Genomic DNA, 23757 nt, shown 5'->3' on the forward strand with positions numbered 1-23757 from the left:
GGTGCTGCTGTTCGACGAGCCGGTCAACGGCCTCGACCCCGAAGGCATCCTCTGGATCCGCAAGTTCATGCACCGGCTGGCCGACGAGGGCCGCACCGTGTTCGTCTCCAGCCACCTGCTCTCCGAGATGGCGCTCACCGCCCAGGAGCTGATCGTGATCGGCCGCGGGCGGCTGATCGCGCAGAGCAGCACCGAGGAGTTCATCGCCGGCGCCACCAAGAACACCGTGCTCGTCCGCGGAAGCGGGCTCGCCGCGCTGCACGCCGCGCTGCGGCACAAGGGCATCGATGTCCGCGAGGAGGCTGACGCCCTCGTGGTGTCCGGAATGGACAGTGCGGGGATCGGCGAGCTGGCCGCGGCCACCGGCGCCGTGCTGCACGAGCTCAGCCCGCACCACGGCTCGCTCGAAGACGCCTTCATCCAGCTCACCGGCAACTCCGTCGACTACCACTCCGACCTCGTCGCCTCCGGGAAGTGAACTCGATGACTCTGCTCGCCGTCGAACGAATCAAGCTGTTCACCACGCGCTCACCGCTGTGGTGCACCGTGATCGCCCTGGCCGCGATGACCGGGTTCGCCGCGCTCATGGCCGGTGTAGACAGTGCCGGCCAGGTCACCATCGCCAGCACCCAGTACGGCTACAACCTCGGACTCGTCGTCGTCATGGTCATGGCCGCGCTCGCCATCACCACCGAATACCGGTTCTCCACCATCAAAGCCACGTTCCAGGCCATCCCGAACCGGAACTCCGTGCTGCTGGCCAAAACCAGCGTGGTGGCGCTGTTCGCCGGTGGCATCGGGCTTGCCGCCTCGTTCGGCTCGGTCGCCATCGCCAAACTGATCCGGCCCGGCGCCGACCTCGCCATCAACACCGCCTTCGAATGGCGCGCCGTCGCCGGCGTCGGACTCGTCTACGCCATCGCCGCGGTGATCGCCGTCTCGGTCGGCGCTCTCATCCGCCACTCCGCTGGCGCCATCGCCGTGATCCTGATCTACACCCAGCTCGTCGAAAGCCTGGTCACCCTCATCCCCGACGCCGGCCACGACATCCAGAGATGGATGCCCTTCTACGTCGCCAACCGGTTCCTCACCGGCAACCCCGACCTCACCGCCCGCCGCATCGACGAGGGCCCACCACCCTCGGACGCCGCCCTGAGCCCCTGGTGGGCGCTCGCCTACTTCGCCGGTGTGGCGGTGGTGTTGCTGGTTGCCGCTCTGGGTGCGGCTGACAAGCGGGATGCCTGATGCTCCAGCTGAACACGCCACTCGAGGTGCGTTCCGGCACCGGGCTGGGTGGTGCGGTCAAAGGTCCCCGTGAACACGCGCCCGCTCGCTCAGGGTGTGCCAGTCGCCGGGGGGTGCCGGGACCGGGTCCGTTGTGGTCGACGTGGAGGGTGAGTGGGGAGATCCCGACGACGGCCGCCTGCGCGCCGACGACCGGCGACCACCCTCGGAACGCTCAGCGCGTCCCGAGGGTGTCCATGGCATCCGGATCAACGGCCGGGGAGCGTCGTGATTCGGAACACCGGGTACCGCGCCGCGATCCGGTCGAACTCCGCCGGCGGAGCCTGCCGGTCCACCGGCACGTGCGCGCGGGCTCCCGGCGCGACGGCCAGGTAGCGGCGCAGGATGGGCGCGCGGGCGCCGGGGTCGACCTCGTCGAGGCGCACGGCCTCCCGGCGTCCGTGCCGAAGCGCCGCCAGCCCGCCGGCGGCGCGGACGTTGCGCACCCAGTTCGCGTTCTCCCCCAGCATCGCGACCAGGTAGCGCTCACCCGCGAGATCCGCGACGACCACCGGGAGCGAGATGACACGACCGGTGGTCCGCCCGCGCACCTGCAGTGCCGCCAGGCGGTTGGGCAGGATCAGCCCGGTCGCGTGCACGACCGCCCAGGCCCGGTTCATCATCCGGGCCATGCGGTGCGGGCGGCCGCCGCGGTACAGCCACCGGTCGAGCCGGTGCAGCCGCGGCGCGGAACCTTGTTTCGTACCATCGAGATCGGGCATCAGACACCGGTCCGGTGCGCCCTGTCGTCCGGGCCGATGACCTCGTGGGTCCGCGGCCCGAGGGTGGCCTGGACGCCCGTGCCGGTCAGCGCGTGCCGCAGGGTCGCGGTGAGCCACACCGCCGCGGTGGCGCCGAACAGGACGGCCAGTGCGGCCGGGCTCGCGGTGACGAACGCGATGATCGCGGCCACCAGGGCGGTCGCCCCGAACACGCTGGCGAGCCCGATCAGGAACCGGTCGAGCCCGGTTTTCCGGGATTGGTCCAGGCCGCTGAACGCGCAGCCGCCGACCATGCCGAGGATGAGCACCGTGGCGGTGGTTCCCCGGACGGTGTCGATGACCGGCAGGTCCGCGCCGAGCAGGAACGCCAGGTACCCGGCGGTGATCAAACCCATGGTCACCGTCGTGACTCCGTCCTTCCACGTCAACTTCATGATCCCGCCTCCTTTCCTTTCGTGCCAAGACATTCCATCTGCAGCATCTGCCCCGTGACGCGGGCGTGGACAGTGGTGAACGTCCCGAACCACGCGGCGGAGGTCCCTAACTCGTCCGGCTGTCCACGGGGACCAGGACGACGGGGCAGCGGGCGTGGCGCAGGCATTCGGTGGCGGTGCTGCCCAGGATCAGCTCGGCCAGCCGGCCGCGTGGCACGTGGCCGAGCACCAGCATCGAGGCGGTCCCGGCGAGCCGGGTCAGCTCGACTCCGGGCTGACCGTCCACATGCAACTCGGTGATGGGCGGCGCGTCGCGCATGGCACCTCGGGCGGCGACGACCGCGTCGTGCAGCCGGGTCCGGTGGGTGACCCGCTCGAGGGGCGGGGCCATGCCGTACAGCTGGACCGCGGTCTGGGCGCCGGGCGCGAACTGGGCGTGGTGGCCGACCTCGACAGCGGTCACGCTGGCCTGGTTCCGCGCGGCGTGGGCGACGGCCCACCGCAGAGCCACTTGGCTGGCGGGCGATCCATCGGCGCCCACCACGATCTCAGTGGAACTCATCGGCCCTCCCGGTGATCATGCGGCGGGGCGGATGCCGGTGATGGCGAACCGCTCGACGTCGGTGTAATGGCCGCCGGTGAAGGCGACGATGGTCAGTGCCGGCGCGGTGGCGCCCTGGTAGGTGACCGTGGTCGACCACGGGGTGTTCTCGCCGCCCGCGGGCAGACCGGCCGTTTCACCGATCGGTGACTCGGAGGACGGTTGGCGCACCTGCACCCGGATGCTCTCGTCCACCCCGGTGATCTTCCCGCCGACCGTCACCGGTGAGCGGGCCGACGTGCCATAGCGGGGTTGGGTGAGCGTCAGCGTGGTGTCCCTGCTGCCGACCACCTCCCACGGGGCGTCCGCGCCGGTGCCGAACTTGGCCAGGTGCAGCACCGCGGCGGTGCCGGGCGCCCGGTTCTCGATCGGGTACCCGACCGCGACCAGCGCCTCGTTGCCCTGGATCGACGGGGACACCACGACATTGATGCCGGTGAACTTCAGATACCCGGTGGTGAAGGCGAGAGCGGTCGCGCTCGCGTCGAGATGCCACGGCGAGTGGCCGCCGGAGCGGTACCCGCTCTGCCACACCTCGACCTCGGCCAGGTTGGCGAACGGCCACAGTGGCTGGTACCCGAACGGCACCACGGTCGGTTGGCTCGGCGTCGGCGTGGCGGAGCCGGTCGACGGCTGGACGGCGGACGGGGCGGTGGCGGTCGGCCCGGCGGAGGGCGGGTTGCCCGGCGCGGGCTGCGGCTCCTCGTTACCGGAGAACACGGCGATCGAGACGGCGGTGGCGGTCGCGATCACGACCAACACCGCGAGCACAATGATCAGGGCGCGCCGGTGGCCGGACGGCTTGGGCGCGGGTTCCTGAAGCGGGGGCTGTTCAAGGGTCGTACTCATATTCTCAGCGCAGCACCAAACCGGCTGGTCAGCCACGGTCCTTGGTACCTCATCGGAAAGGCTTTGGGCCCGGCGGACGCATACCGGTCAGCAGTGGTGGAACGGCACGGCTGTTCAAGATGGGTGTGGCCCTTCTGGAGGGACCACGGCCGCGGGCCCGAGCGGCTCCTACCGGAAGCCGGGACATGGCTACCCAGACACCGAACACACCGGGCGAGGGGCGTGATCCCGGGCGTGTCCCGCCCCCACGTAGTCGTGTCCCGCCCCCACGTAGTCATGTCCCGGCCCGGCGTAGCCACGTCCCGCACTCCCCTCGCCGCGGCCACGACCGCCCCGCGGTCGTCCCTCCGGTGGAGGGAGTTGTCGGTCTCGGCCGGCGAGGTGAGACTGGTGTGGCCCAAGGGGGCTGGCGGGGCGCTGGTCCATGCCGTGAATGCGTCCTTCGGGACGCTGGGCGCCCCGAAGGACGCATTCAGGACATCCGTGATCAACAGCTCCATCCAAGAGAGCCGCACCCGTCCATTGTGGACACTCCGGTGGATGTCGGTGTGGCACGGACCGCTGGTCTCGATGCGCACCAGCACCTCGCCGGGGCCGGGCTCCGGGACCGGAACGTCCTTGACGGCAAGCGGATGTCCGAAGTCGGTGACGACGGCGGCTTTCATGGCGCTCCGTTCTGCGGTTGGGGTTACCGGTGACCCGCCAGGGTCTTGAGCGCCGCCAGCAGCGCCCCGATGGCGGCCTTGGCGTCGGCGAAGAGCATGGCGGTCTTGGGGTCGGTGTAGAGCTCGTTGTCGATTCCGGCGTAGCCGTGGCCCATCGAGCGCTTGATCACGATGATGCTTCTGGCCTGGTCGACGTCGAGGATGGGCATGCCGGACACGGCGTTGCCGGGCCGGCGCGCCGCCGGGTTGGTCACGTCGTTGGCGCCCACCACGAGCGCGACGTCGGCCCGGGCGAACTCCGGGTTGATCTCGTCCATGTCCTTGAGCTGCGGGTAGGGCACGTTCGCGTCGGCCAGCAACACGTTCATGTGGCCGGGCATGCGGCCCGCGACCGGGTGGATGGCGAAGCTGACCTCGACGGCCCGGCTCTCCAGAAACCGCGCGAGCTCGGCGATCTCATGCTGCGCCTGCGCGGCGGCCAGCCCGTAGCCGGGCACGATGATCACCTTGCCGGCGTAGCCGAGCTGGATCGCGGCGTCCTCGGCGGTGGTCTGGCGCACCGTGCCGGATGCCCCGCCCGCCACCGGGTTCGGGCTGTCGCCGGTGCCGAAGCCGCCGGCCAGCACGGCGGGCACCGAGCGGTTCATCGCGTCGGCCATCAGCTTGGTGAGGATGCCACCGGACGCGCCGACCAGCGCCCCGGCGATGATCAACACGGTGTTGCCGATGGCGAACCCGGCCATCGCCACCGCGACGCCGGTGCACGCGTTCAGCAGCGACACCACGACCGGCATGTCCGCGCCGCCGATGGGCAGCACCATCAGGACGCCGAACACCGCGGCCGCGCCGAGCAGGACGGCGAGGGCGGCCAGGCTCGCCGGGTCGGCGGCCAGCCACACCGCACCGGCGGCGAGCAGCACGGCCAGCGTCCCGAAGACGGCCCGCGCCCCCGGGTAGAGCAGTGGCCGACCGGGCACCCAGCCCTGCAGCTTTCCCGCCGCCACAAGGGATCCGGTGAAGGTGACGGTGCCGATGAGAATGTCCAGGGCGCCGGTCACCGCGGTCGTCCCGGACACTCCGGCGACGCGGTGCCCGATCAGGTCGACCGCGGCGAGCAGCGCGGCCGCACCGCCGCCGACGGCGTTGAACACGCTGACCAGTTGCGGCATCGCGGTCATCCGCACGGCGCGGGCGGCGTACATTCCCGGCACCGCGCCGGCCACCGCCCCAGCGGACAGCACGATCCATCCAGTGGAGGTCACGCCGCCGCGCGTGGCGAGCAGGACCATGGTGGCCAGGACCGCCGCGGCCATCCCGCCGGCGGAGAGCAGGTTGCCGCGCCGGGCGGTGGCGGGCGAGTTCATCTCGTGCAGGCCGACCACGAAACACGCGGCGGCCCCGATGTAGATCAGCCGGACGACCGACTCCGCGGCGCTCACGACGGCCGTGCCCGGAACATGTGCAGCATCCTGTCGGTGACCAAGTAGCCGCCGACCACGTTCATCGCTGCGAAGGCCATCGCTACAAAGGAAAGCGCGTACCCCAGCGGTGTCCGGGCGTCCGCGGCGATCATCATCGCGCCGATCAGCACGATGCCGTGCACGGAGTTGGCGCCGGACATCAGCGGCGTGTGCAGGGTCGGCGGCACCTTGCTGATCACCTCGTAGCCGGCCAGCACGGCGAGCACGAAGATGGTCAAGTCGGTGAGCAGCTCAGCGCTCATCGCGGACCTCCCCACCGTGCACGACGACGATCGCGTCCTGGATCTCGTCGGTCAGGTCGATGTGCGGCTCGCCGCCAGGGCACAGGGATCCCAGAGTGGCTTGGATGTTGCGGGCGTAGGCGGTGGACGCCGCGGCGGGCATCTCGGCGGCCAGGTTGCCGGCGCCGATGATCGTCACGCCATCGACAGAAACCGTACCGTTTGGTTTGGACAGTGCGACGTTGCCGCCGAGCGGGCCGGCCGCGGTGTCCACCACGACCGAGCCCGGGTGCATCTCCTTGATCGCCTCCTCGGTCACCAGGACCGGTGGCTGGTGGCTCGGCACGCCGGCGGTGGTGATCACCACGTCGGCGTCGCCGATCGCGGCGCGCAGCGCCAACTGCTGCGCCTCGCGCTCATCGTCGGTCAGCTCCCGGGCATACCCGCCGGTCCCAACGGCTTCCGGGTCCCCAGCCAGGTCAAGGAATCGCGCGCCGACCGACTGCACCTCGGCGCGCGCTTCGGAGCGAACGTCGTAGCCGGTGACGATCGCACCGAGCCGCCGGGCGGTGCCGAGCGCCTGCAGCCCGGCCACACCCGCACCGAGCACCAGCACGCGCGCCGGGCGAACGGTTCCGGCGGCGGTGACCAGCATCGGGAAGTAGCCGCCGTAAGCGTTGGCCGCCACCAGAACCCCCTTGTAGCCCACCACATTCGCTTGCGAGGACAGCGCGTCCATCGCCTGCGCACGGGACAGCATGCGCGGCAACAGGTCGAGGCTGACCACGGTCGCGCCTGCCGCGGCCCACGCGCGCATTTGCGCCGCCCGCTCGTGCGGCCGGAGGAGGCCGACCAGCAGCTGCCCGCGGCTGAGCACCAGGCCGTCCGGCGGGCCGACACAGACGATCACGTTGGCATCCCGGCAGATCTCGGCCCGGGAGGCGATGGTCGCGCCCGCGGCGTCGTAGGCGCTGTCCGGGAAGTTCGCCACCGCGCCGGCGCCGGTCTCGACCATGACTTCGGCCGCGGTCAGCTTGGCGACCACTTCCGGCACGAGCGCCACCCGACGCTCGCCCGGCGCCTGCTCTTTCAGCACACCGATCTTCATGGTTCCAGCGTCATCTGACGTGGATTGGCGCTCTAGGGCCTTAGGGCCGCGCATGTCGGACCTTTGGTACCTGGGGCAGGCCGGCTTGTGGCCGTTTGATGGGTTCATGTTTGAGGTGCGCATACACGGTCGGGGCGGGCAGGGTGTGGTGACCGCGGCGGAGTTGCTGTCGGTGGCGGCGTTTCTGGAGGGCCGGCACGCCCAGGCGTTCCCCAGCTTCGGCTCGGAGCGCACCGGCGCGCCGGTGGTCGCCTACTGCCGGATCGCCGACAAACCCATCCGCACCCGGGAGCCGATCGTCGCGCCGGACGCGCTGATCGTGCAGGACCCGACGCTGCTGCACCAGGTGGCCGTGTTCGAGGGTCTACGGCCGGACGGCTACCTGCTGATCAACTCCGCGAAACCGGTGGCGGAGCTGGACATCGCCGAGGTCACCGGGCGGCTGCGCGCCGAGCGCCTGCTCGTGGTGCCGGCAACCCAGCTGGCCCAACGGATTCTCGGCCGCCCTGTGCCCAACGCCGTGCTGCTGGGCGGAATCGCGGCGGCCAGCGGCGTGGTGTCGGTCGGGTCGGTGACGGCGGCCATCCGCGAGCGGTTCTCCGGCTCGATCGCCGAGCGCAACGTCGCGGCCGCCGAGGAGGCGTTCACCTTCGTCCAGAACGAGATCCGGGAGATGGCTCATGCTTAGGCAGATCGAGGGCTCAAGGGGCGTGGCCGAGGCGGTGGCGCTGTGCCGGCCGGAGGTGATCGGCGCCTACCCCATCTCCCCGCAGACGCACATTGTCGAGCAGCTCAGCGTGCTGGTGAAGACCGGTGAACTGGCGCCGTGCGAGTACGTCAACGTGGAGTCGGAGTTCGCCGCCATGTCGGTGGCCATCGGCGCGTCCGCCGCGGGTGCCCGGGCCTACACCGCGACGGCGAGTCAGGGCCTGCTCTACATGACCGAGGCGGTGTACAACGCCTCCGGGCTCGGCTTGCCGATCGTGATGACCGTGGCCAACCGCGCGATCGGCGCGCCGATCAACATCTGGAACGACCACAGCGACTCGATGTCCGTTCGGGACAGCGGCTGGATCCAGCTCTACGCCGAGACCAACCAGGAGGCGCTCGACCTGCACATCCAGGCGTTCCGGATCGCCGAGGAGCTGTCGCTGCCGGTCATGGTGTGCATGGACGGGTTCGTGCTCACCCATGCCGTCGAGCGCATCGACGTGCCGAGCCAGGACCAGGTGGATCTCTTCCTCCCGGCCTACGAGCCGCGGCAGGTGCTCGACCCGGCCGACCCGGTCTCGATCGGCGCGATGGTCGGCCCGGAGGCGTTCACCGAGGTCCGCTACCTGGCCCACGCCAGGCAGATCCAGGCACTGGACCTCATCCCGGCGGTCTCGGCGGACTTCGCCGGCCTGTTCGGCCGCGACTCCGGCGGGCTCGTCCGTCCCTACCGGACACAGGACGCCGGGACCATCGTGGTGGCAATGGGTTCGGTCCTGGGTACCCTCAAGGACACGGTCGACGAGCTGCGCGCCGAGGGCGAGCGGATCGGCGTGCTGGGCATCACCTCGTTCCGGCCGTTCCCGCTCGACGACGTCCGCGATCACCTGCGTGACGCCAAGCGGGTCGTGGTGCTGGAACGGGCGTTCGCGGTCGGAATCGGCGGCATCGTCTCGGCCAACGTGCGGATGGCGCTGTCCGGCCTGCCGATGCACGGCTACACCGTGGTCGCCGGACTCGGCGGCCGGGCGATCACCAAGTCTTCCCTGCGCGGCATGCTCGCCGACGCCACCGAAGACCGGCTCGCCCCACTGTCCTTCTTGGACCTCAACACCGAGCTCGTGGAACGCGAGCTCCACCGCACCAGGCAAACCCGCCGCTCCGGTCCGATCGCGGAGAACCTGCTCCGCGACATCGGCGCGATCGCGGCCCGGATCAGGTGAGGGGCCATGCCCGTACAGACGATCAAGTTCTACCAGACCGGCAGCTTCGCCGTCGGCAACCGGCTGCTGGACCCGGAGGCGCGCAGCGTCCAGGCCGACCCGAACCGGGCGAACAGCATCACCTGCGGGCATCGCGCCTGCCAGGGCTGCGGTGAGGCGCTCGGCGCGCGCTACGCCCTGGACGCCGCGATGCGCGCCACCGGCAACCAGCTGATCGCGGTGAACGCCACCGGCTGCCTGGAGGTGTTCTCCACGCCCTACCCGGAGACCTCCTGGCGCCTGGCCTGGCTGCACTCGCTGTTCGGCAACGCGCCCGCCGTCGCCACCGGAGTCGCCGCCGCGCTGAAAGCCAAGGGCCGCACCGACATCCGGGTGGTCGGGCAGGGCGGCGACGGCGGCACCGTGGACATCGGGTTCGCCTGCCTGTCCGGCATGTTCGAGCGCAACGACGACGTGCTCTACCTCTGCTACGACAACCAGGCCTACATGAACACCGGCGTGCAACGCTCCGGCGCCACCCCGGCCGCGGCCCGCACCGCCACCACCCAGGCCGTCGGCCCGGAGCCGGGAAACGCCTTCGGGCAGGGGAAGAACGCCGCCCTCATCGCCATGGCGCACGAGATCCCCTACGTGGCCACGGCAACCGTGGCCGACCTGCGCGACCTGGAGTACAAGGTCCAACGGGCCATGGAGTTCCACGGCGCCCGCTACCTGCACGTCCTGGTGCCCTGCCCGCTGGGCTGGGCCGCCTCGGCCGGCGACACCATCCGGCTCGCCCGGCTGGCCAAGGAATCCGGGCTGTTCCCGGTGCTCGAGGCCGAGCGCGGCGAGATCACCGCGGTGTCCAGGATCCGCCACCGGGTGCCGGTCGAGGAGTACCTGAAGCTGCAGGGCCGCTACGCGCACCTGTTCGGCGAGACCCCGCGCCAGGACGTCATCGACCGCATCCAGGCCGGCGCCGACCGCAACATCCGCAGGTTCGGCCTGCTCGACGAGAACACCGGGACGAAGCCATGAAGGACAAGCCGTTCGCGATCACCCTGGACGTGGGTTCCAGCCTGGCCAACAAGACCGGCTCGTGGCGCACCGAGCGCCCGGTCTACCTCGACCTGCTGCCGCCGTGCAACAACGCCTGCCCGGCCGGGGAGAACGTGCAGCGCTGGCTGTTCCACGCCGAGGAGGGCCGCTACGAGGAGGCGTGGCGCCAGCTCATGCTGGACAACCCGTTTCCCGCGATCATGGGCCGGGTCTGCTACCGGCCGTGCGAGACGGCGTGCAACCGCGGCCAGCTCGACGAGTCCGTCGGCATCAACTCGGTCGAACGGTTCCTCGGCGACGAGGCCATCCGTCGCAAGTGGACGGTCAAGGTGACCACGCCGCCGACCGGCAAGCGGGTGCTCGTCGTCGGCGCCGGGCCGTCCGGCCTGTCCACCGCCTACCATCTCACCCTGCTCGGCCACGCCGTGACGATCCGCGACTCCGGCGCCGAACCCGGCGGCATGATGCGCTACGGAATTCCGGCCTACCGGCTGCCCCGGGACGTGCTCGACGCCGAGGTCCAGCGCATCCTGGACCTGGGGGTGACGCTGGAGAACGGGCGCAACGTCACCGACGTCGTGGCCGCCATGCGGGACGAGGAGTTCGACGCGGTGTTCCTCGCGGTCGGCGCGCACATCGGCCGGCGGGCCGACATCCCGGCCGGGGACAGCGCCCGGATCCTCGACGCGGTCACCCTGCTGCGTGGCATGGCCGGCGGCGAGCAGCCGATGCTCGGCCGCCGGGTGGTCGTCTACGGCGGCGGCAACACCGCGATGGACGCGGCCCGCACGGCCCGGCGGCTCGGCGCCACCGACGCGGTCGTGGTCTACCGCCGCACCCGGGAACGCATGCCGGCCCACGACATCGAGGTCGAGGAGGCGCTGGCCGAGGGGGTGCGGATGCGCTGGCTGTCCACCATAGCCCGGGCCGGCTCCGGCACCGTCACGGTGGAGAAGATGCGGTTGGACGAGACCGGCTTCCCGCAGTCCACCGGGGAGTTCGAGGAACTGGGCGCCGACTCGGTGGTGCTCGCCCTCGGCCAGCAGGCCGACCTGTCGCTGCTGGCCGGCGTGGCCGACATCGAGCGGGACGGCGCGGATGCCGGCACGGTCAAGGTCAGCGCCGGCATGATGACCGGCCACCCCGGGATCTTCGCTGGCGGCGACATGATCCCCTCAGAGCGGACCGTGACCGTCGCGATCGGACACGGCAAGAGGGCCGCCCGGAACATCGACGCCTGGCTGCGCGGCGCGGAGTACACCCCGGCGCCCAAGCCCGCCCTCGCCTCCTACGACCAGCTGAATACGTGGTACTACTCCGACGCCCCGGTCACCGTCCGCCCCACCCTCGAGGTGGCCCGCCGAGTGTCCACCTTCGACGAGGTGGTCGGCGGCCTGGACGAGTCCACCGCCCTGTTCGAGGCGCGCCGCTGCCTGTCCTGCGGCAACTGCTTCGAATGCGACAACTGCCTTGGCGTCTGCCCCGACAACGCCGTGCTCAAGCTCGGCCCCGGCCAGCGCTACGAGTTCGACTACGACTACTGCAAGGGCTGCGGCATCTGCGCCGCCGAATGCCCCTGCGGCGCCATCGAGATGCGCCCCGAGGAGGCATGACAGAGTCAGTGCTCGTCGCCGAGCGGGAGTAGGCCGCCCTCGAGCTCGCCGTAGCCGGTGCCGACGAACAGTGCCTCACCGGCGGCAACCGGGCTTACGCCTGTGGTGCAGAAGCAATGCGACGAAGGCGTCCTTGGTCGCGCCCAGCGTGACAAAGGACGCTTTCGTCGCCTTCGTTCCATAGTGGACGCTCTGCGGGCAGCGGCCAGGCCCCTGTAGTCCGGAAACCCTCCGGACCACTGCACTTGTTGCCACCCGGGATCAGGAGGTCGTCGGTGTCGCCGGCGACCAGAACCGAGCATCCCGGTAGGCGGCCAAGGGCTGTTTCTCCACCTGCGGGTGCCGTCTGCGGTGAAGGTGCCCCGTCCGGTTCCGTCCGGCTCTCGGCGACTTTGGCGGGCCAGGCTGTCCGAAGCGTCCAGCAGCCAGAACGTGGCGCGCACCCGGTGGGGTGCCGCGGACAACCCGAACAACAACCGGCACATGATCCACATGCTCGCCGGCCCGGCGCTGCGCCGCAACCGTCGGGCCAGGGCCGGTGAGACCTGGAGCCCGGGCAGGAGCAGAAGGCTGATGACCATCGGCGGGCCGGGCGGGACGTTGGTCGGTGGTGACCGCCGCGGCGGCGGGTCGACGCTGGACCCGACCGAGTCCCCTTTGCTTTCAGGAGGGTGTCATGACTGGATACCCGCACGACGGTCCGGTTCGCCGGCCGCCAGATCATAGTTGGATGCTGGCGGCGTGGGTGCTGCCCATGGTCGTCGCCATCCTGGTCACCATCGCCACAGCCGGGTTCGGGGCCATGTTCATCGTGGTGGCGATCATGATCGGCCTGGTGGCCACCGTGCTGCACCGCGGGGGGCGCGGCGAGTAGACCGCGCGCCGACCCAGCTGGCCTGACCCGTGTTCTCCTCTAACGTTCGGTCATGCCACTGCTGACGTCGGTCCCCATCGCGGCGCTGCCCCTTGAGCGGTTCGAGTCGCTGATCGGCGGCAAGGCGTATCTCCGGCTGATGGAGCGCTTCGCGCGCGGCCGCGATCTCCTCGGCGGTCACGCGATGTGGCACGTGAACTCGACGGCGCGCGGCGGAGGCGTGGCCGAAATGCTCACGTCACTGCTGGCGTACGCGCGAGGAGCCGGCATCGACCAGCGTTGGGAGGTCATCGAGGGCAACGAGCCCTTCTTCGCCGTCACCAAGCGCATCCACAACAACCTGCACGGCGCCGCCGGCGACGGTATGCCGATCGATGACGAGGCGCGGGAGGTGTACGAGTCGGTCACGCGCGCCGCAGGCGAGGAGTTGGCGAACCGGGTCGTCCCGGGCGATGTCGTGTTGCTGCACGACCCGCAGACCGCGGGAATGATTCCCGTGCTCAAACGGCTCGATGTGCCGGTCGTCTGGCGGTGCCATGTGGGGATCGACGCCGCCAACTCGATCACGCGCACGGCATGGGAGTTCCTGCGTGGCTACGTCCGGCAAGCCGACGCCTACGTCTTCTCCCGCAAGCAGTTTGTCTGGAACGAGCTCGAGCCCGACCGGACCGTTCTCATCGCGCCATCGATCGACGCCTACTCGGCCAAGAACCAGGAACTCTCCGACAGCCAGGTCGCCGGCATTCTCGCGGCCACGGGCCTGCAGGACTCACCGACACGCACCGGCGACCCGTCGTTCGTCCGCATGGACACCTCGCCGGGGCGGGTCGAACGGCGCGCCGAAGCGGACGAGGACCGACCCCTGCGGCCCGACGACCTGATGGTGTTGCAGGTCTCGCGGTGGGACCGGCTCAAGGACCCGCTCGGGGTGATCGACGGATTCGTGCGGCACGTCCTCCCGCACTCCGACGCGCACCTCGTCTACGCCGGCCCTTCCGTCGAGGCCGTCGCCGACGACCCCGAGGGCCAGTCCGTGCTCGGGGAAGCGAAGGCCCGGTTCGCGGCGCTCCCCCGCCAGGCGCGGGAGCGCGTCCACCTCGTGACGCTCCCGATGACGGATCTCGAGGAGAACGCCGTGATCGTCAACGCATTGCAGCGCCGCGCGGACGTGACGGTGCAGAAGTCGATCGCCGAAGGCTTCGGCCTCACCGTGGCCGAAGCCATGTGGAAGGGACGGCCGGTGGTGGCCAGCCGGATCGGCGGGATTCAGGACCAGATCGAGGACGGCCGGTCCGGCAGGCTGGTCGACGCACAGGACCTCGCGGCGTACGGCAGGGCAGTCGTCGACCTGCTCGCCGACCCCGACCTGGCCAGGGCGATGGGCCGGCAAGCCCGCCACCGCGTGCGCAACGGCTTCCTCGGGACAAGGTCGTTGCTGCAGTACATCGCCCTCTTCGAACGGCTCGTGACCGGGCAGGGCCGGCCGGCAGAGGTGTCAGCCCCATCGGGATACGTGTAGTTGTGGGTGTGCCCTGCGCACCACGGCGACCGGGCAGGGCGCGTGATGGAGCAGGTGCTGGCTGACCGAGCCGAGGCCGAGGCCGGTCAGCGCGCCGCGGCCGCGGGAACCGACCACGACCAGTTGGGCATTCCCGGCCGCCTGCAGTAGCGCCCGGGCCGGGTGGTCCGCGCTGACGACCCGCCGTACCTCGACGGTGGGGTACTTGTCCTGCCAGCCGCCCAGCCGTTCGGCGAACACGCGGTCCTCGTCGGCGTGCACGGCCTCCCTGTCCACAATGGACGGAAGTGGGGTCCAGGCGGCGGTCGGCTCGACGTCGAGCCAGCTGTGCACGGCCAGCAGCGGCACCGCGCGGCTCGACGCGGCCTCGAGGGCGAAGGCGACGGCGGCGTCAGAGAGCGGTGAACCGTCCACGCCGACCACCACCGGGCCGGTCTCCGGCGGTGGAGCGTCCAGAGTGGAGGATCGGGTGACGACGACCGGGCAGTGCGCGTGGGCGGCAAGAGTCACGCTGACCGGGCCGACGAGCAGCTCGTTGAACCCACCCAACCCCCGGGTGCCGAGCACGATCAGGCGTGCGTTGCGGGACTCCTCGACGAGCACCTTGGTGATCGTGCCGTCGCGCAGGTCGGTGCCGACCTCGACGGTGCCGGCGACGGTTCGGGCGGCGTCGGTGGCCTCCCGCAGCACCTGGCGGCCGTGCTCGATGAGGACGTCGGCATAGCCGCTGAGCCGCGCATCGGGGTCGGAGTATCCGGCCGGGACGAGCGCGCACACGTGCACCAACCGCAGTGGCGTGCCCTGCCGCGCGGCTTCCCTTGCCGCCCAACGCACCGCGTGCGACGCGGAGCGCGAGCTGTCGACGCCGACGACGATCGGGAGCGGGGCGGACGGAGCGGTCATGGGGAGCCTCCTCCCGGTTCGCCGGTGGCGCTCACGCCACACCCTCGGCGTGGACCGGGACCGGCGGGCGGACCCGCGGCCCGGTCGCGACGGTGATGGTGGTCGTCCGGTCGTCGCGGACGACCGGCGCGTCCACCGGGTTCCCCGCACCGTCCAGCCAGATCGGCACCGGAGCCCCGGCCCTCGTCCCGTTGCTGGCCTTCACCGTGCCGGTGCGCTCGGTGCCGTCGGGCAGCGTCCAGCGCGCCCGCACCGGCGACACCGCGGTGATCAGATCGCCGGCGCCGGTGGCTTCGGGTGCGTCCCGGATCAGGGTGGCCGTGGCCGGGCGCCGGCCGCGCCGCTCGTCCAGGTTCACCGCGCGCCCCGGTGGCTGATCTCGCGCTGGACCGCGGAGAACCGGTTGGCGGCGGCCACGTCCGCCGCCTCGAGCTCGGCCGGGGTCAGCACGTAGGCGTCCGGGCCGGGAAACACCAGCACGGTCCGGTCGGTGTCGGTCCACCGCACCAGGTACGGCGGCGACCCGTCACTCGTCCGGACCTCCTCGATCCGGCCGCGCCGGGCGTGATGGTCCACATCGCCCCGCTCAATGATCAACCAGTCGCCCGGATGTGCACGCATGGCCGCCCTCCTCGGTGCCGGGATACGTTCGGTTCGATCCTCGCCAGCGCGCCCCCTGGCGGGCAGGGCCTGACGGCTCCCGCCGCGGGGACCTCCGGCCCTATGGCGTGGCGCGGCCCCGGGTGCGGGCCCGCGCGGTGACGGCGACCAGCACCGTTCCACCGGCGAGCAGCACGCCGCCGGCGGCGAGCAGGGTGATCCACAACGGCCGGAGCGCCGGAACCGTGGCGCCGAAGTCGACGTCCGCGCGCAACCCCCGGCTGGCGTCGGCGTTCATCACCACGAGCGACCAGCTGCCCGGCTGCGGGGTCCAGGTCAGGGTCAGCGGAACGGCTCCGGAGGTGGACGCCGCCCAGACGCCCTGCTCGGCCGGGGCCGCCGGTGGGCGCATCATGGTGAACCGCATGGCCTGGAACATCATCCGGGTGTTCCGGCCGTCGAAGCGGCCGTGCGGCACCGCGTCCAGGTACCGCGCGACATCCGCGGTGCGGGCGATCCCCACGAACAGCGGGGCGGTGTCGGATCCGACGACCCGGACCCGGACGTCGCCCAGCCAGTTGGCGCCGTCGAACCACCCGCCATTCAGGTGGATCACGTCGTCGACGTCGAACCGCAGCGCGTACCCGGTGTCGGTGAACTCCTCGGCGGGCAGGCTCACATAGCCGGCCGAGTCCCGGTACCCGGTGTCGGCCCACAGCAGGGTGCCGCCGCCCGCGACCGCGCCGAAACCGGTGACCAGCAACAGGACTCCGGCCACGACGCCGACGACCCGGCCCGCGGTCCACCCCCGCGGGGTCGCACCCGAGCCCGCCCCGTCCGGCTCCGGCCGCTCCGCCGGCCCGGCCGGGTCGGCCGGCCCGAGGTCCATCCGGAACGGTGGGTACTCGTCGGTCATCAGCGCGGCGTAGGCGCCGACCCGGAACACCCACCGGTTCATGCCCAGGACGAGGTCGAAGATCCCGCGCGGGTAGCGGCCGGTGAACAGCAGCACCACCCCGGCGATCAGCACCAGCACGGTGACCAGGCCGCCACCGAAGCGCCACAGCACGAAGCCCCCGCCGACGAAGAAGCCCGCCACGACGTAGTGCGGAAGGGCGAGCAGCCACCACTTCACCAGCACCAGCCCGCGGGAGAGCCGCTCGGGACAGGGAATGTCCAGGGTGGCCGGGTAGTCCGGCTCGGGCCCGAGGCTGAACGGCGGGTAGCGGTCGGTGGCCAGCCCGCCGTAGCCGTAGAACCACACCCGCCAGGTCCAGCGCAGCACCCCGAGGTTGAACTCGAAGAGCGACCTCGGATACCGCCCGGTGAACAGGATGGCGAAGAACGCGATCACGGTCAGCACCGTGAAAGCCAGCCACAGCAAGGAGAGCACGACCAGATGCGGGATCAGCAGCACCCACTTGACCAGCCACAGGCCCCGGCTCGGCTCGGCGTCGAAACGTGCGTTGACTCGTGTCGATGCGAATGTCGTAGTCACATCTACACGTTCGCCCCCGCGCGGGACATTGCCCAGAGGAGTCGGGTCCACCGTCCAGGGACGGAGGTCCCCGGCTCATACGGACCTCTTTCCTTCCGCCACGCGGTCCGCGTCCTCGTCAGCCGACGCGCTCCCAACCGCGGCGCGGGCGGTGGGTGTCGCGGCTGCGGTAGACGATGTAGGGGCGGGTGAGGTAGCCAAGCGGCATGGAGAAGACGTGGACGAGGCGGCTGAAGGGCCAGAAGGCGAACAGCACCCAGGCGGCGAGGACGTGGAGCTGGAATCCCCACGGTACTGCCTTGATCAGTGCACTGTCGGGCTGGAAGGAGAAGATGGAGCGGAAGTAGGGGGCGACGGTTTCTCGGTAGTCGTGGGAATGTCCGGTGAGGTTGCCGAGGACGGTGGTGCCCAGGCCGAGGACGATGGTGCCGACCAGGAGCACGTACATGATCTTGTCGTTGCGGGTGGTGGCGGAGAAGACCGGGCCGACGGTGCGGCGGCGGTAGATCAGGATCGCGGCGCCGGCGAGGGTGCAGAACCCGGCCGCCGCGCCGAGGGTCACGGCGGCGGCGTGGTAGGCGGTCTCGCTGACGCCGAGCGCCTCGGTCCAGGACTTGGGGATGAGCAGGCCGCCGACGTGGCCGAGGGCGACGAGCAGGATGCCGAAGTGGAACAGCGGGCTTCCCAGGCGCAGCAGGCGATTCTCGTAGAGCTGGGAGGAGCGGGTGGTCCAGCCGAACTTGTCGTAGCGGTAGCGCCAGTAGTGACCGACGACGAAGACCGCGATCGACACGTAGGGCACGGCGATCCACAGCAGGGCGTCGAGCGCGGTCATCGTGGAACTCCGGTCAACCCATAGGGTTCCAGGCCGACGCTCTCCTCGGGCGGGCCGGCCGCGACCAGCCGGGCGATGGCGTCCTCGTCGCGGCCCACCAGCGCCGGCAGGGTGGCCGAGACCGAGTCGAGCACATCGGCCCACGGCGAGGCGGCTTCGCGCAGCCCGAGCCGCAGCAGCTCGAGGCCGGCCCGGTGCTCGATCAGCAGGCGCTGCCCGGCATCCGGCTCCACCGCGGCGAACTCCAGTACCACGGCGAGGTGGTCGGGCAGCTCGCCGGTGCCGAGCTCGAGCCCACCGGCGCGGTAGGCATGCTTGATGCGCAGCAGGGCCAGGCCGCGCTTGCGGGTGTCGCCGTGGGTGAAGTAGGTCAGGTAGAGGCTGAACCTCTTGTGGTGGTCGAAGGTGGCGACGTACTGGGTGGCTAGCTCGATCAACGTGGTCGAGCGGGCATGGATGAGAAAGCGGGTCAGCGGTCCGCCGATCCGGCCGGGCAGCCGGGCGGCGACGTTCCGCAACAGCGGCAGCCGGTCGAGCAGCTCATCGTCCGGATAGGACAGCAGCAGGGATTGCACCTGCCAAGCGTTCTGGTTCATGGCTTCCGCTCCGTTCGGGGTGGGAAAAGCCCGTCGGGGCGGCCTTTGCCGTCCCAATTGAGCAGGTTGACCCGGTTGCCCTTGTCGGCGGGTGCGGCGATGGTGTCGGTGGTCTGCCGGTCGCGCAGCATGCGGAAGTTCTCCACGGCGATCGGCGAGGCGCCGCCGGAGCTCTCGCCGAACGGGCCGGAGCCGCCCATGCCGGGCCCGCCCTCGTAGTCCAGGCTGCACTCGGTGGCCAGCTCCTCCAGTCCGTGGGCCTGCTCGGCGTGCGCGGGCGGGATGACGTAGCGCTCGTCGTACTTGGCCAGCGCGAGCAGCCGGTACAGGTCGTAGACCTGCTCACCGGTCATCCCCACGCGGGCGGCGATCTCCTCCCGTGGCTCCCGGCCGAGGTTGATGTCCCGCAGGTACGACCGCATCGCGGCCAGCCGGCGCAGCACCGCGTTCACCGGCTCGACCTCGCCCGCGGTGAACAGCTTCGCCAGGTACTCCACCGGGATGCGCAGGGCCTCGATCGCGGCGAACAGGTTGCCGTGGTCCTCGCCGTCGTGGCCGGTGTCCCGCACCACGTCCACGACCGGGGACAGCGGCGGGATGTACCAGACCATCGGCAGGGTGCGGTACTCCGGGTGCAGCGGCAGCGCCACCTCGAACCGGTTGATCAGAGCGTAGACGGGGGAACGCCGGGCCGCCTCGATCCAGTCGGCCGGAATGCCCGCCCGCCCGGCCGCCGCGGCCACGGCCGGGTCGTGCGGGTCCAGGAACACCCCGCGCTGCGCGGCAAGCAGGTCCCGTTCGTCCACTGTGGACGCCGCGGCGAGGACCCGGTCGGCGTCGTAGAGCACCAGCCCGATGTAGCGCAGCCGGCCGACACAGGTCTCCGCGCACACGGTCGGGATGCCGACCTCGACCCGCGGGAAGCAGAACGTGCACTTCTCCGCCTTGCCGGTGCGGTGGTTGAAGTAGACCTTCTTGTACGGGCAACCGGACACGCACATCCGCCAGCCCCGGCACCGGTCCTGGTCGACCAGCACGATGCCGTCCTCGGTGCGCTTGTAGATCGCCCCGGACGGGCACGACGCGGCGCAGGACGGGTTGAGGCAGTGCTCGCAGATCCGCGGCAGGTAGAACATGAACGTCCGCTCGAACTCGAACCGGACCTTGTCCTCGATACCCTTGCGCAGCGGGTCGTTCGCGCCGTGGTCGGGGGCGCCGCCGAGGTTGTCGTCCCAGTTGGCCGACCAGGTGATCTTCGTCGGCTCACCGCTGATCAGCGACCGCGGCCGGGCGACCGGGGTGTGCTCCTGCAGCGGCGCGGTGGTCAGCGTGTCGTAGTCATAGGTCCACGGCTCGTAGTAGTCGTCAAGCAAAGGGAGCTTGGGGTTGCTGAAGATGGTCAGCAGCTTGCGCAGCCGCCCGCCGCCCTTGAGCCGCAGGCGCCCGCGCTTGTTCAGGGTCCAGCCGCCGCGCCAGCGCTCCTGATCTTCATAGGTACGCGGATATCCCTGCCCGGGACGGGTTTCCACGTTGTTGAACCAGACGTACTCGACGCCCGAGCGGTTGGTCCAGGCCTGCTTGCAGGTCACCGAGCAAGTGTGGCAGCCGATGCACTTGTCCAGGTTCATCACCATCGCCAGCTGGGCCATGACGCGCATCAGTACGTCACCTCCTGGCTGCGGCGGCGGATGACGGTGACTTCGTCGCGCTGGTTGCCAGTCGGGCCGAGGTAGTTGAAGGCGAACGAGAGTTGGGCATAGCCGCCGATCAGGTGCGACGGCTTGATCATCAGGCGGGTCAGCGAGTTGTGGATGCCACCACGCTTCCCCGAGGTTTCCGCCAGCGGAACGTCGATCAACCGGTCCTGCGCGTGCTGCATGTAGACGGTGCCCTCCGGCATCCGGTGCGACACAATGGCCCTGGCCACCACGACACCGTTGCGATTGACCGCCTCGATCCAGTCGTTGTCCGCCACACCGATCTTCGCGGCGTCCTGTGTGGACATCCAGATGGTCGGGCCGCCGCGGGACAAGCTGAGCATGAGCAGGTTGTCCCGATACTCGGAGTGGATGGACCACTTCGAGTGCGGTGTCAGATATCGCACCGCGACACCCAGCTCACCCTGGTCGCCGACGCCGGGCTCGCCGAACAGCGCGGTCATGTCCAGCGGCGGCCGGAACACCGGCAGCTGCTCGCCCAGCTCGGCCATCCAGTCGTGATCGAGGAAGAAATGCTGCCGCCCGGTAAGCGTGTGCCACGGCTTGAGCCGCTCGACGTTGATGGTGAACGGCGAGTACCGGCGGCCCCCGGTCTCCGACCCGGACCACTCCGGTGAGGTGATCACCGGCACGGGTGCGGACTGGGTCTCGGCGAAGGTGATCCGCGTGCCCTCGTGCTCGGCGGCCAGATCCGCCAACGGGGTGCCGGTACGTGCCTCCAGCGTTCGGAACCCTTGCGTGGCAAGATGTCCGTTCGTGGTCCCGGACAGCGCGAGGATGGCCTCGCACGCGTCCACGTCCCGCACCAGCGACGGGCGCTCGTCGGCCGGGCCACCGCGCGCGGTGCCGTTCTTGCGCCGCAGGTACTCCACCTCCCGGGTCACGTCGAACGTGACCCCCTTCGTGGTCGCCCCGAGCGTGTCGAGCAGCGGCCCGAGCGCGCCCATTTTCGCCGCGATCGCGCCATAGTCCCGCTCCACCACGGTGAACCGGGGCATGGTGACCCCAGGAACCGGCTCGCACTCCCCCGCCTTCCAGTCCCGGACCCGGCCGTGCGGGGTGGCCAGCTCGTCCGGGGTGTCGTGCAGCAGCGGGGTCGCCACCACGTCCTTGCGTACCCCGAGGTGCTCCGCGGCGAGCCGGCTGAACGCCTCGGCGATGGCCTGGAACGCGGCCCAGTCGGTGCGGGTCTGCCAGGGCGGTGCGATGGCCGGGTTGAACGAGTGCACGAACGGGTGCATGTCGGTGGTGTTCAGGTCGTGCTTCTCGTACCAGGTCGCCGCCGGCAACACGACATCGGAGAACAGTGTCGTGCTGGTCATCCGAAAGTCCAACGACAGCAACAGATCCAGCTTCCCGACCGGAGCGCCCGGGTCCTCCTCGCGCAGGGACGAGTCGGTGCCCAGCAGATGCTTGAGGAAGTACTCGTTGCCCTTGGCCGACGAACCCAACAGGTTCGCCCGCCACACGCTCAGCACCCGCGGGAAGTTCTCCGGCGAGTCCGGATCCTCACAGGCGAACCGCAGCCGCCCGGCCTTCAGCTCAGACACCACGTAGTCCGATGTGGACAGTCCAGGGCGCTCGGCGTCATCAGCCAGGTCCAGCGGGTTGCGATCAAAGGTCGGGTAGGACGGCATCCAGCCCAACCGCGCGGACAGCGCGATCAGCTCCGCGGTGCTCCTGCCCCCGAGCGAGGCGAACCGGTCGTAGCGGAACTGGTCGGTGTGCAGATACCAGTACGCGGTCTGAATCATCTGCCGCGGCGGACGCGACCAGTCCAGCCCGAACGCCAGCTGTGCCCACCCGGTGATCGGGCGGCATTTCTCCTGGCCCACATAGTGCGCCCACCCGCCACCGTTCACGCCCTGGCAGCCGGTCAACGTGGTCAGCGCCAGGAACGCCCGGTAGATCGTGTCCGAATGGAACCAGTGGTTCGTGCCCGCCCCCATGATGATCATCGAGCGACCGCGGGACTCCTCGGCGTTGGCCGCGAACTCACGCGCGATGCGGGCGGCGGCCTTCGCCGGCACGCCGGTGATCGGCTCCTGCCAGGCCGGTGTGTACGGCTCGACCGCGTCGTCGTACCCGCTCGGCCACACCCCCGGCATACCGGGCCGGCGCACCCCGTACTGCGCCAGCAGCAGGTCGAACACCGTGGTGACCAGGTGGTCGCCAACCCGGCGCGCCGGCACCCCGCGGCGCAGGATTGCCACGGACGTGTCGGCTGTGTCAAAGCGAGGCAGCTCCACCTCGACCGGCTCGCCGCCGTCCAGCGACAGCAACGGTTCCACGTCACCGAGGTCCAGGTTCCACCGCCCCACCCCCGCGTCGCCGTAGCGGAAGCCCAGCGAGCCATTGGGCACCACCGGCTCACCCGTGGCCGTGTCCAGCAGAACCGTCTGGAACGCCGCATGCTCCACATCGGACCCGAGGTCCGCCGCGGTGAGGAACTTCGCCGGCACAAAGCTGTTTCCGCGCTTCTCCAGCCGGACCAGGAACGGCAGATCGGTATAGCGCTTGACGTAGCCGGTGAAGTACGGCACCTGCCGGTCCACGAAGAACTCGCGCAGGATCACGTGCCCCATGGCCATCGCCAGCGCACCATCCGTGCCGGGCTGGGCAGCCAGCCACTCGTCGGCGAACTTGACGCTGTCGGCGTAATCCGGGGAAACCACGACCACCTTCTGCCCGCGGTAACGGGCCTCGGCCATCCAGTGCGCGTCCGGCGTCCGCGTGACCGGGACGTTCGACCCCCACATGATCAGATACCCGGCGTCCCACCAGTCCCCCGACTCCGGCACATCGGTCTGATCCCCGAACACCTGCGGCGAGGCCACCGGAAGATCGGCATACCAGTCGTAGAACGACAGCATCGACCCACCCAGCAGCGACACGAACCGCGCCCCCGAGGCATGCGACACCATGGACATCGCCGGAATCGGCGAGAAACCCGCCACCCGGTCCGGCCCATACCGCTTGATCGTGTACACATGCGCCGCCGCGACCAGCTCGCACGCCTCGTCCCAGGACGCCCGCACCAGCCCGCCCTTGCCCCGGGCCGCCTTGTACCGCCGCGCCCGCTCCGGATCCTCCACAATGGACGCCCAGGCCAGCACCGGATCACCCGTGCGCGCCTTCGCCTCCCGGAACATCTCCAGCAGCAGACCGCGCACATACGGGTAACGCACCCGGGTCGGCGAGTAGGTGTACCAGGAGAACGCCGCACCCCGCGGACACCCCCGCGGCTCGTACTCCGGGCGATCC

23 protein-coding genes and 1 pseudogene are annotated in these 23757 nt (G+C 70.6%); 9 read left to right on the forward strand and 15 right to left on the reverse strand.

The genetic code is table 11. The annotated features are described in order from the left end of the window. Positions 1 to 478, forward strand: a pseudogene (locus VGR06_RS04575) (ABC transporter ATP-binding protein); the annotation flags it as partial. A gap of 5 nt (positions 479 to 483) precedes the next feature. After that, positions 484 to 1245, forward strand: a complete 762-nt coding sequence (locus VGR06_RS04580; protein WP_327557702.1) for an ABC transporter permease — start codon at positions 484 to 486, stop codon at positions 1243 to 1245. Between the two features lie 248 nt (positions 1246 to 1493). On the opposite strand, the gene VGR06_RS04585 is transcribed toward VGR06_RS04580, so the two are convergent. From VGR06_RS04585 to VGR06_RS04600, 4 genes are all read right to left on the reverse strand, one after another. Beyond that, positions 1494 to 2006, reverse strand: a complete 513-nt coding sequence (locus VGR06_RS04585) for a nitroreductase family deazaflavin-dependent oxidoreductase (protein WP_327557680.1) — start codon at positions 2004 to 2006, stop codon at positions 1494 to 1496. Further along, a complete protein-coding gene (locus VGR06_RS04590) occupies positions 2006 to 2440 on the reverse strand; it encodes a hypothetical protein (RefSeq protein WP_327557681.1) in 435 nt (144 codons plus the stop codon). Before VGR06_RS04590 ends, VGR06_RS04585 begins: the two co-directional genes overlap by 1 nt. Positions 2441 to 2546: 106 nt before the next feature. Further along, entirely contained in the window at positions 2547 to 3002 is a 456-nt protein-coding gene (locus VGR06_RS04595) for a universal stress protein (protein ID WP_327557682.1), read from the reverse strand. Positions 3003 to 3017: 15 nt separating this feature from the next. After that, a complete protein-coding gene (locus tag VGR06_RS04600; RefSeq protein WP_327557683.1) occupies positions 3018 to 3890 on the reverse strand; it encodes a hypothetical protein in 873 nt (290 codons plus the stop codon). 548 nt (positions 3891 to 4438) lie between these two features. Here VGR06_RS04600 and VGR06_RS04605 point away from each other — a divergent pair. Beyond that, positions 4439 to 4588 carry a hypothetical protein gene (locus VGR06_RS04605; RefSeq protein ID WP_327557684.1) on the forward strand — a complete coding sequence of 50 codons (150 nt, stop codon included), beginning with the start codon at positions 4439 to 4441 and terminating at the stop codon, positions 4586 to 4588. Here the strand turns inward: VGR06_RS04605 and VGR06_RS04610 are convergent. From VGR06_RS04610 to VGR06_RS04620, 3 genes are read right to left on the reverse strand one after another with little or no spacing between them, the layout of a single operon-like run. Continuing rightward, positions 4579 to 5994, reverse strand: coding sequence for an NAD(P)(+) transhydrogenase (Re/Si-specific) subunit beta (locus VGR06_RS04610; protein ID WP_327557685.1), 1416 nt, complete (start codon positions 5992 to 5994; stop codon positions 4579 to 4581). The two genes, VGR06_RS04605 and VGR06_RS04610, sit on opposite strands and share 10 nt — an antisense overlap. Then, positions 5991 to 6278, reverse strand: a complete 288-nt coding sequence (locus tag VGR06_RS04615; RefSeq protein ID WP_327557686.1) for an NAD(P) transhydrogenase subunit alpha — start codon at positions 6276 to 6278, stop codon at positions 5991 to 5993. Before VGR06_RS04615 ends, VGR06_RS04610 begins: the two co-directional genes overlap by 4 nt. Then, complete coding sequence (locus tag VGR06_RS04620; RefSeq protein WP_327557687.1) at positions 6268 to 7365, reverse strand: NAD(P) transhydrogenase subunit alpha; 1098 nt, start codon at positions 7363 to 7365, stop codon at positions 6268 to 6270. The genes VGR06_RS04615 and VGR06_RS04620 overlap by 11 nt, the downstream gene beginning before the upstream one ends. A 106-nt stretch (positions 7366 to 7471) precedes the next feature. Between VGR06_RS04620 and VGR06_RS04625 the strand changes: the two genes are divergently transcribed. The 6 genes from VGR06_RS04625 to VGR06_RS04650 all read left to right on the forward strand — a co-directional run bounded on the left by VGR06_RS04625 (position 7472) and on the right by VGR06_RS04650 (position 14343). Further along, the gene (locus VGR06_RS04625; RefSeq protein ID WP_327557688.1) at positions 7472 to 8053 is read left to right on the forward strand and encodes a 2-oxoacid:acceptor oxidoreductase family protein; all 582 of its coding nucleotides are present in this window, start codon (positions 7472 to 7474) and stop codon (positions 8051 to 8053) included. Beyond that, the gene (locus VGR06_RS04630) at positions 8046 to 9299 is read left to right on the forward strand and encodes a transketolase C-terminal domain-containing protein (RefSeq protein ID WP_327557689.1); all 1254 of its coding nucleotides are present in this window, start codon (positions 8046 to 8048) and stop codon (positions 9297 to 9299) included. Before VGR06_RS04625 ends, VGR06_RS04630 begins: the two co-directional genes overlap by 8 nt. Before the next feature lie 6 nt (positions 9300 to 9305). Then, positions 9306 to 10316, forward strand: a complete 1011-nt coding sequence (locus VGR06_RS04635; RefSeq protein ID WP_327557690.1) for a thiamine pyrophosphate-dependent enzyme — start codon at positions 9306 to 9308, stop codon at positions 10314 to 10316. Continuing rightward, on the forward strand, positions 10313 to 11950 hold the full coding sequence (locus tag VGR06_RS04640) for an NAD(P)-binding protein (protein ID WP_327557691.1): 1638 nt from the start codon (positions 10313 to 10315) through the stop codon (positions 11948 to 11950). Before VGR06_RS04635 ends, VGR06_RS04640 begins: the two co-directional genes overlap by 4 nt. Before the next feature lie 730 nt (positions 11951 to 12680). Then, positions 12681 to 12824 carry a hypothetical protein gene (locus tag VGR06_RS04645; RefSeq protein ID WP_327557692.1) on the forward strand — a complete coding sequence of 48 codons (144 nt, stop codon included), beginning with the start codon at positions 12681 to 12683 and terminating at the stop codon, positions 12822 to 12824. Between the two features lie 52 nt (positions 12825 to 12876). Beyond that, a complete protein-coding gene (locus VGR06_RS04650; RefSeq protein WP_327557693.1) occupies positions 12877 to 14343 on the forward strand; it encodes a glycosyltransferase in 1467 nt (488 codons plus the stop codon). Here VGR06_RS04650 and VGR06_RS04655 read toward each other — a convergent pair. The 8 genes from VGR06_RS04655 to VGR06_RS04690 all read right to left on the reverse strand — a co-directional run. Next, on the reverse strand, positions 14320 to 15246 hold the full coding sequence (locus VGR06_RS04655) for a universal stress protein (protein WP_327557694.1): 927 nt from the start codon (positions 15244 to 15246) through the stop codon (positions 14320 to 14322). The two genes, VGR06_RS04650 and VGR06_RS04655, sit on opposite strands and share 24 nt — an antisense overlap. Before the next feature lie 31 nt (positions 15247 to 15277). Continuing rightward, positions 15278 to 15604, reverse strand: a complete 327-nt coding sequence (locus VGR06_RS04660) for a hypothetical protein (RefSeq protein ID WP_327557695.1) — start codon at positions 15602 to 15604, stop codon at positions 15278 to 15280. After that, positions 15601 to 15867 (reverse strand): DUF1918 domain-containing protein, encoded by a 267-nt coding sequence (locus VGR06_RS04665; RefSeq protein WP_327557696.1) that lies wholly within the window; start codon positions 15865 to 15867, stop codon positions 15601 to 15603. Before VGR06_RS04665 ends, VGR06_RS04660 begins: the two co-directional genes overlap by 4 nt. 100 nt (positions 15868 to 15967) lie before the next feature. Next, entirely contained in the window at positions 15968 to 17344 is a 1377-nt protein-coding gene (locus VGR06_RS04670) for a DUF4389 domain-containing protein (protein WP_327557697.1), read from the reverse strand. A 118-nt stretch (positions 17345 to 17462) separates the two neighbouring features. Next, positions 17463 to 18179 (reverse strand): respiratory nitrate reductase subunit gamma, encoded by a 717-nt coding sequence (gene narI, locus VGR06_RS04675; RefSeq protein ID WP_327557698.1) that lies wholly within the window; start codon positions 18177 to 18179, stop codon positions 17463 to 17465. Next, positions 18176 to 18775 (reverse strand): nitrate reductase molybdenum cofactor assembly chaperone, encoded by a 600-nt coding sequence (gene narJ, locus VGR06_RS04680; protein ID WP_327557699.1) that lies wholly within the window; start codon positions 18773 to 18775, stop codon positions 18176 to 18178. Before narJ ends, narI begins: the two co-directional genes overlap by 4 nt. Then, a complete protein-coding gene (narH, locus tag VGR06_RS04685; protein WP_327557700.1) occupies positions 18772 to 20433 on the reverse strand; it encodes a nitrate reductase subunit beta in 1662 nt (553 codons plus the stop codon). Before narH ends, narJ begins: the two co-directional genes overlap by 4 nt. Beyond that, the coding region (locus VGR06_RS04690; RefSeq protein WP_327557701.1) for a nitrate reductase subunit alpha at positions 20433 to 23757 on the reverse strand (3325 nt) is incomplete at its 5' end. The genes narH and VGR06_RS04690, both read right to left, overlap by 1 nt.

It is taken from the genome of Actinophytocola sp. (assembly GCF_036002505.1).
Classification (GTDB): Bacteria; Actinomycetota; Actinomycetes; order Mycobacteriales; family Pseudonocardiaceae; genus DASYTH01.

Bases quoted from the DNA above. Each gene is read 5' to 3' on its own strand.
- VGR06_RS04645 (WP_327557692.1), top strand. From the start codon at position 12,681: ATGCTGGCGGCGTGGGTGCTGCCCATGGTCGTCGCCATCCTGGTCACC.
- VGR06_RS04635 (WP_327557690.1), top strand. From the start codon at position 9,306: ATGCCCGTACAGACGATCAAGTTCTACCAGACCGGCAGCTTCGCCGTC.
- VGR06_RS04590 (WP_327557681.1), bottom strand. From the start codon at position 2,440: ATGAAGTTGACGTGGAAGGACGGAGTCACGACGGTGACCATGGGTTTG.
- VGR06_RS04620 (WP_327557687.1), bottom strand. From the start codon at position 7,365: ATGAAGATCGGTGTGCTGAAAGAGCAGGCGCCGGGCGAGCGTCGGGTG.
- VGR06_RS04650 (WP_327557693.1), top strand. From the start codon at position 12,877: ATGCCACTGCTGACGTCGGTCCCCATCGCGGCGCTGCCCCTTGAGCGG.
- VGR06_RS04615 (WP_327557686.1), bottom strand. From the start codon at position 6,278: ATGAGCGCTGAGCTGCTCACCGACTTGACCATCTTCGTGCTCGCCGTG.
- VGR06_RS04600 (WP_327557683.1), bottom strand. From the start codon at position 3,890: ATGAGTACGACCCTTGAACAGCCCCCGCTTCAGGAACCCGCGCCCAAG.
- VGR06_RS04595 (WP_327557682.1), bottom strand. From the start codon at position 3,002: ATGAGTTCCACTGAGATCGTGGTGGGCGCCGATGGATCGCCCGCCAGC.
- VGR06_RS04630 (WP_327557689.1), top strand. From the start codon at position 8,046: ATGCTTAGGCAGATCGAGGGCTCAAGGGGCGTGGCCGAGGCGGTGGCG.
- VGR06_RS04640 (WP_327557691.1), top strand. From the start codon at position 10,313: ATGAAGGACAAGCCGTTCGCGATCACCCTGGACGTGGGTTCCAGCCTG.
- VGR06_RS04665 (WP_327557696.1), bottom strand. From the start codon at position 15,867: ATGCGTGCACATCCGGGCGACTGGTTGATCATTGAGCGGGGCGATGTG.
- narJ (WP_327557699.1), bottom strand. From the start codon at position 18,775: ATGAACCAGAACGCTTGGCAGGTGCAATCCCTGCTGCTGTCCTATCCG.
- VGR06_RS04585 (WP_327557680.1), bottom strand. From the start codon at position 2,006: ATGCCCGATCTCGATGGTACGAAACAAGGTTCCGCGCCGCGGCTGCAC.
- VGR06_RS04655 (WP_327557694.1), bottom strand. From the start codon at position 15,246: ATGACCGCTCCGTCCGCCCCGCTCCCGATCGTCGTCGGCGTCGACAGC.
- narH (WP_327557700.1), bottom strand. From the start codon at position 20,433: ATGCGCGTCATGGCCCAGCTGGCGATGGTGATGAACCTGGACAAGTGC.
- VGR06_RS04625 (WP_327557688.1), top strand. From the start codon at position 7,472: ATGTTTGAGGTGCGCATACACGGTCGGGGCGGGCAGGGTGTGGTGACC.
- narI (WP_327557698.1), bottom strand. From the start codon at position 18,179: ATGACCGCGCTCGACGCCCTGCTGTGGATCGCCGTGCCCTACGTGTCG.
- VGR06_RS04580 (WP_327557702.1), top strand. From the start codon at position 484: ATGACTCTGCTCGCCGTCGAACGAATCAAGCTGTTCACCACGCGCTCA.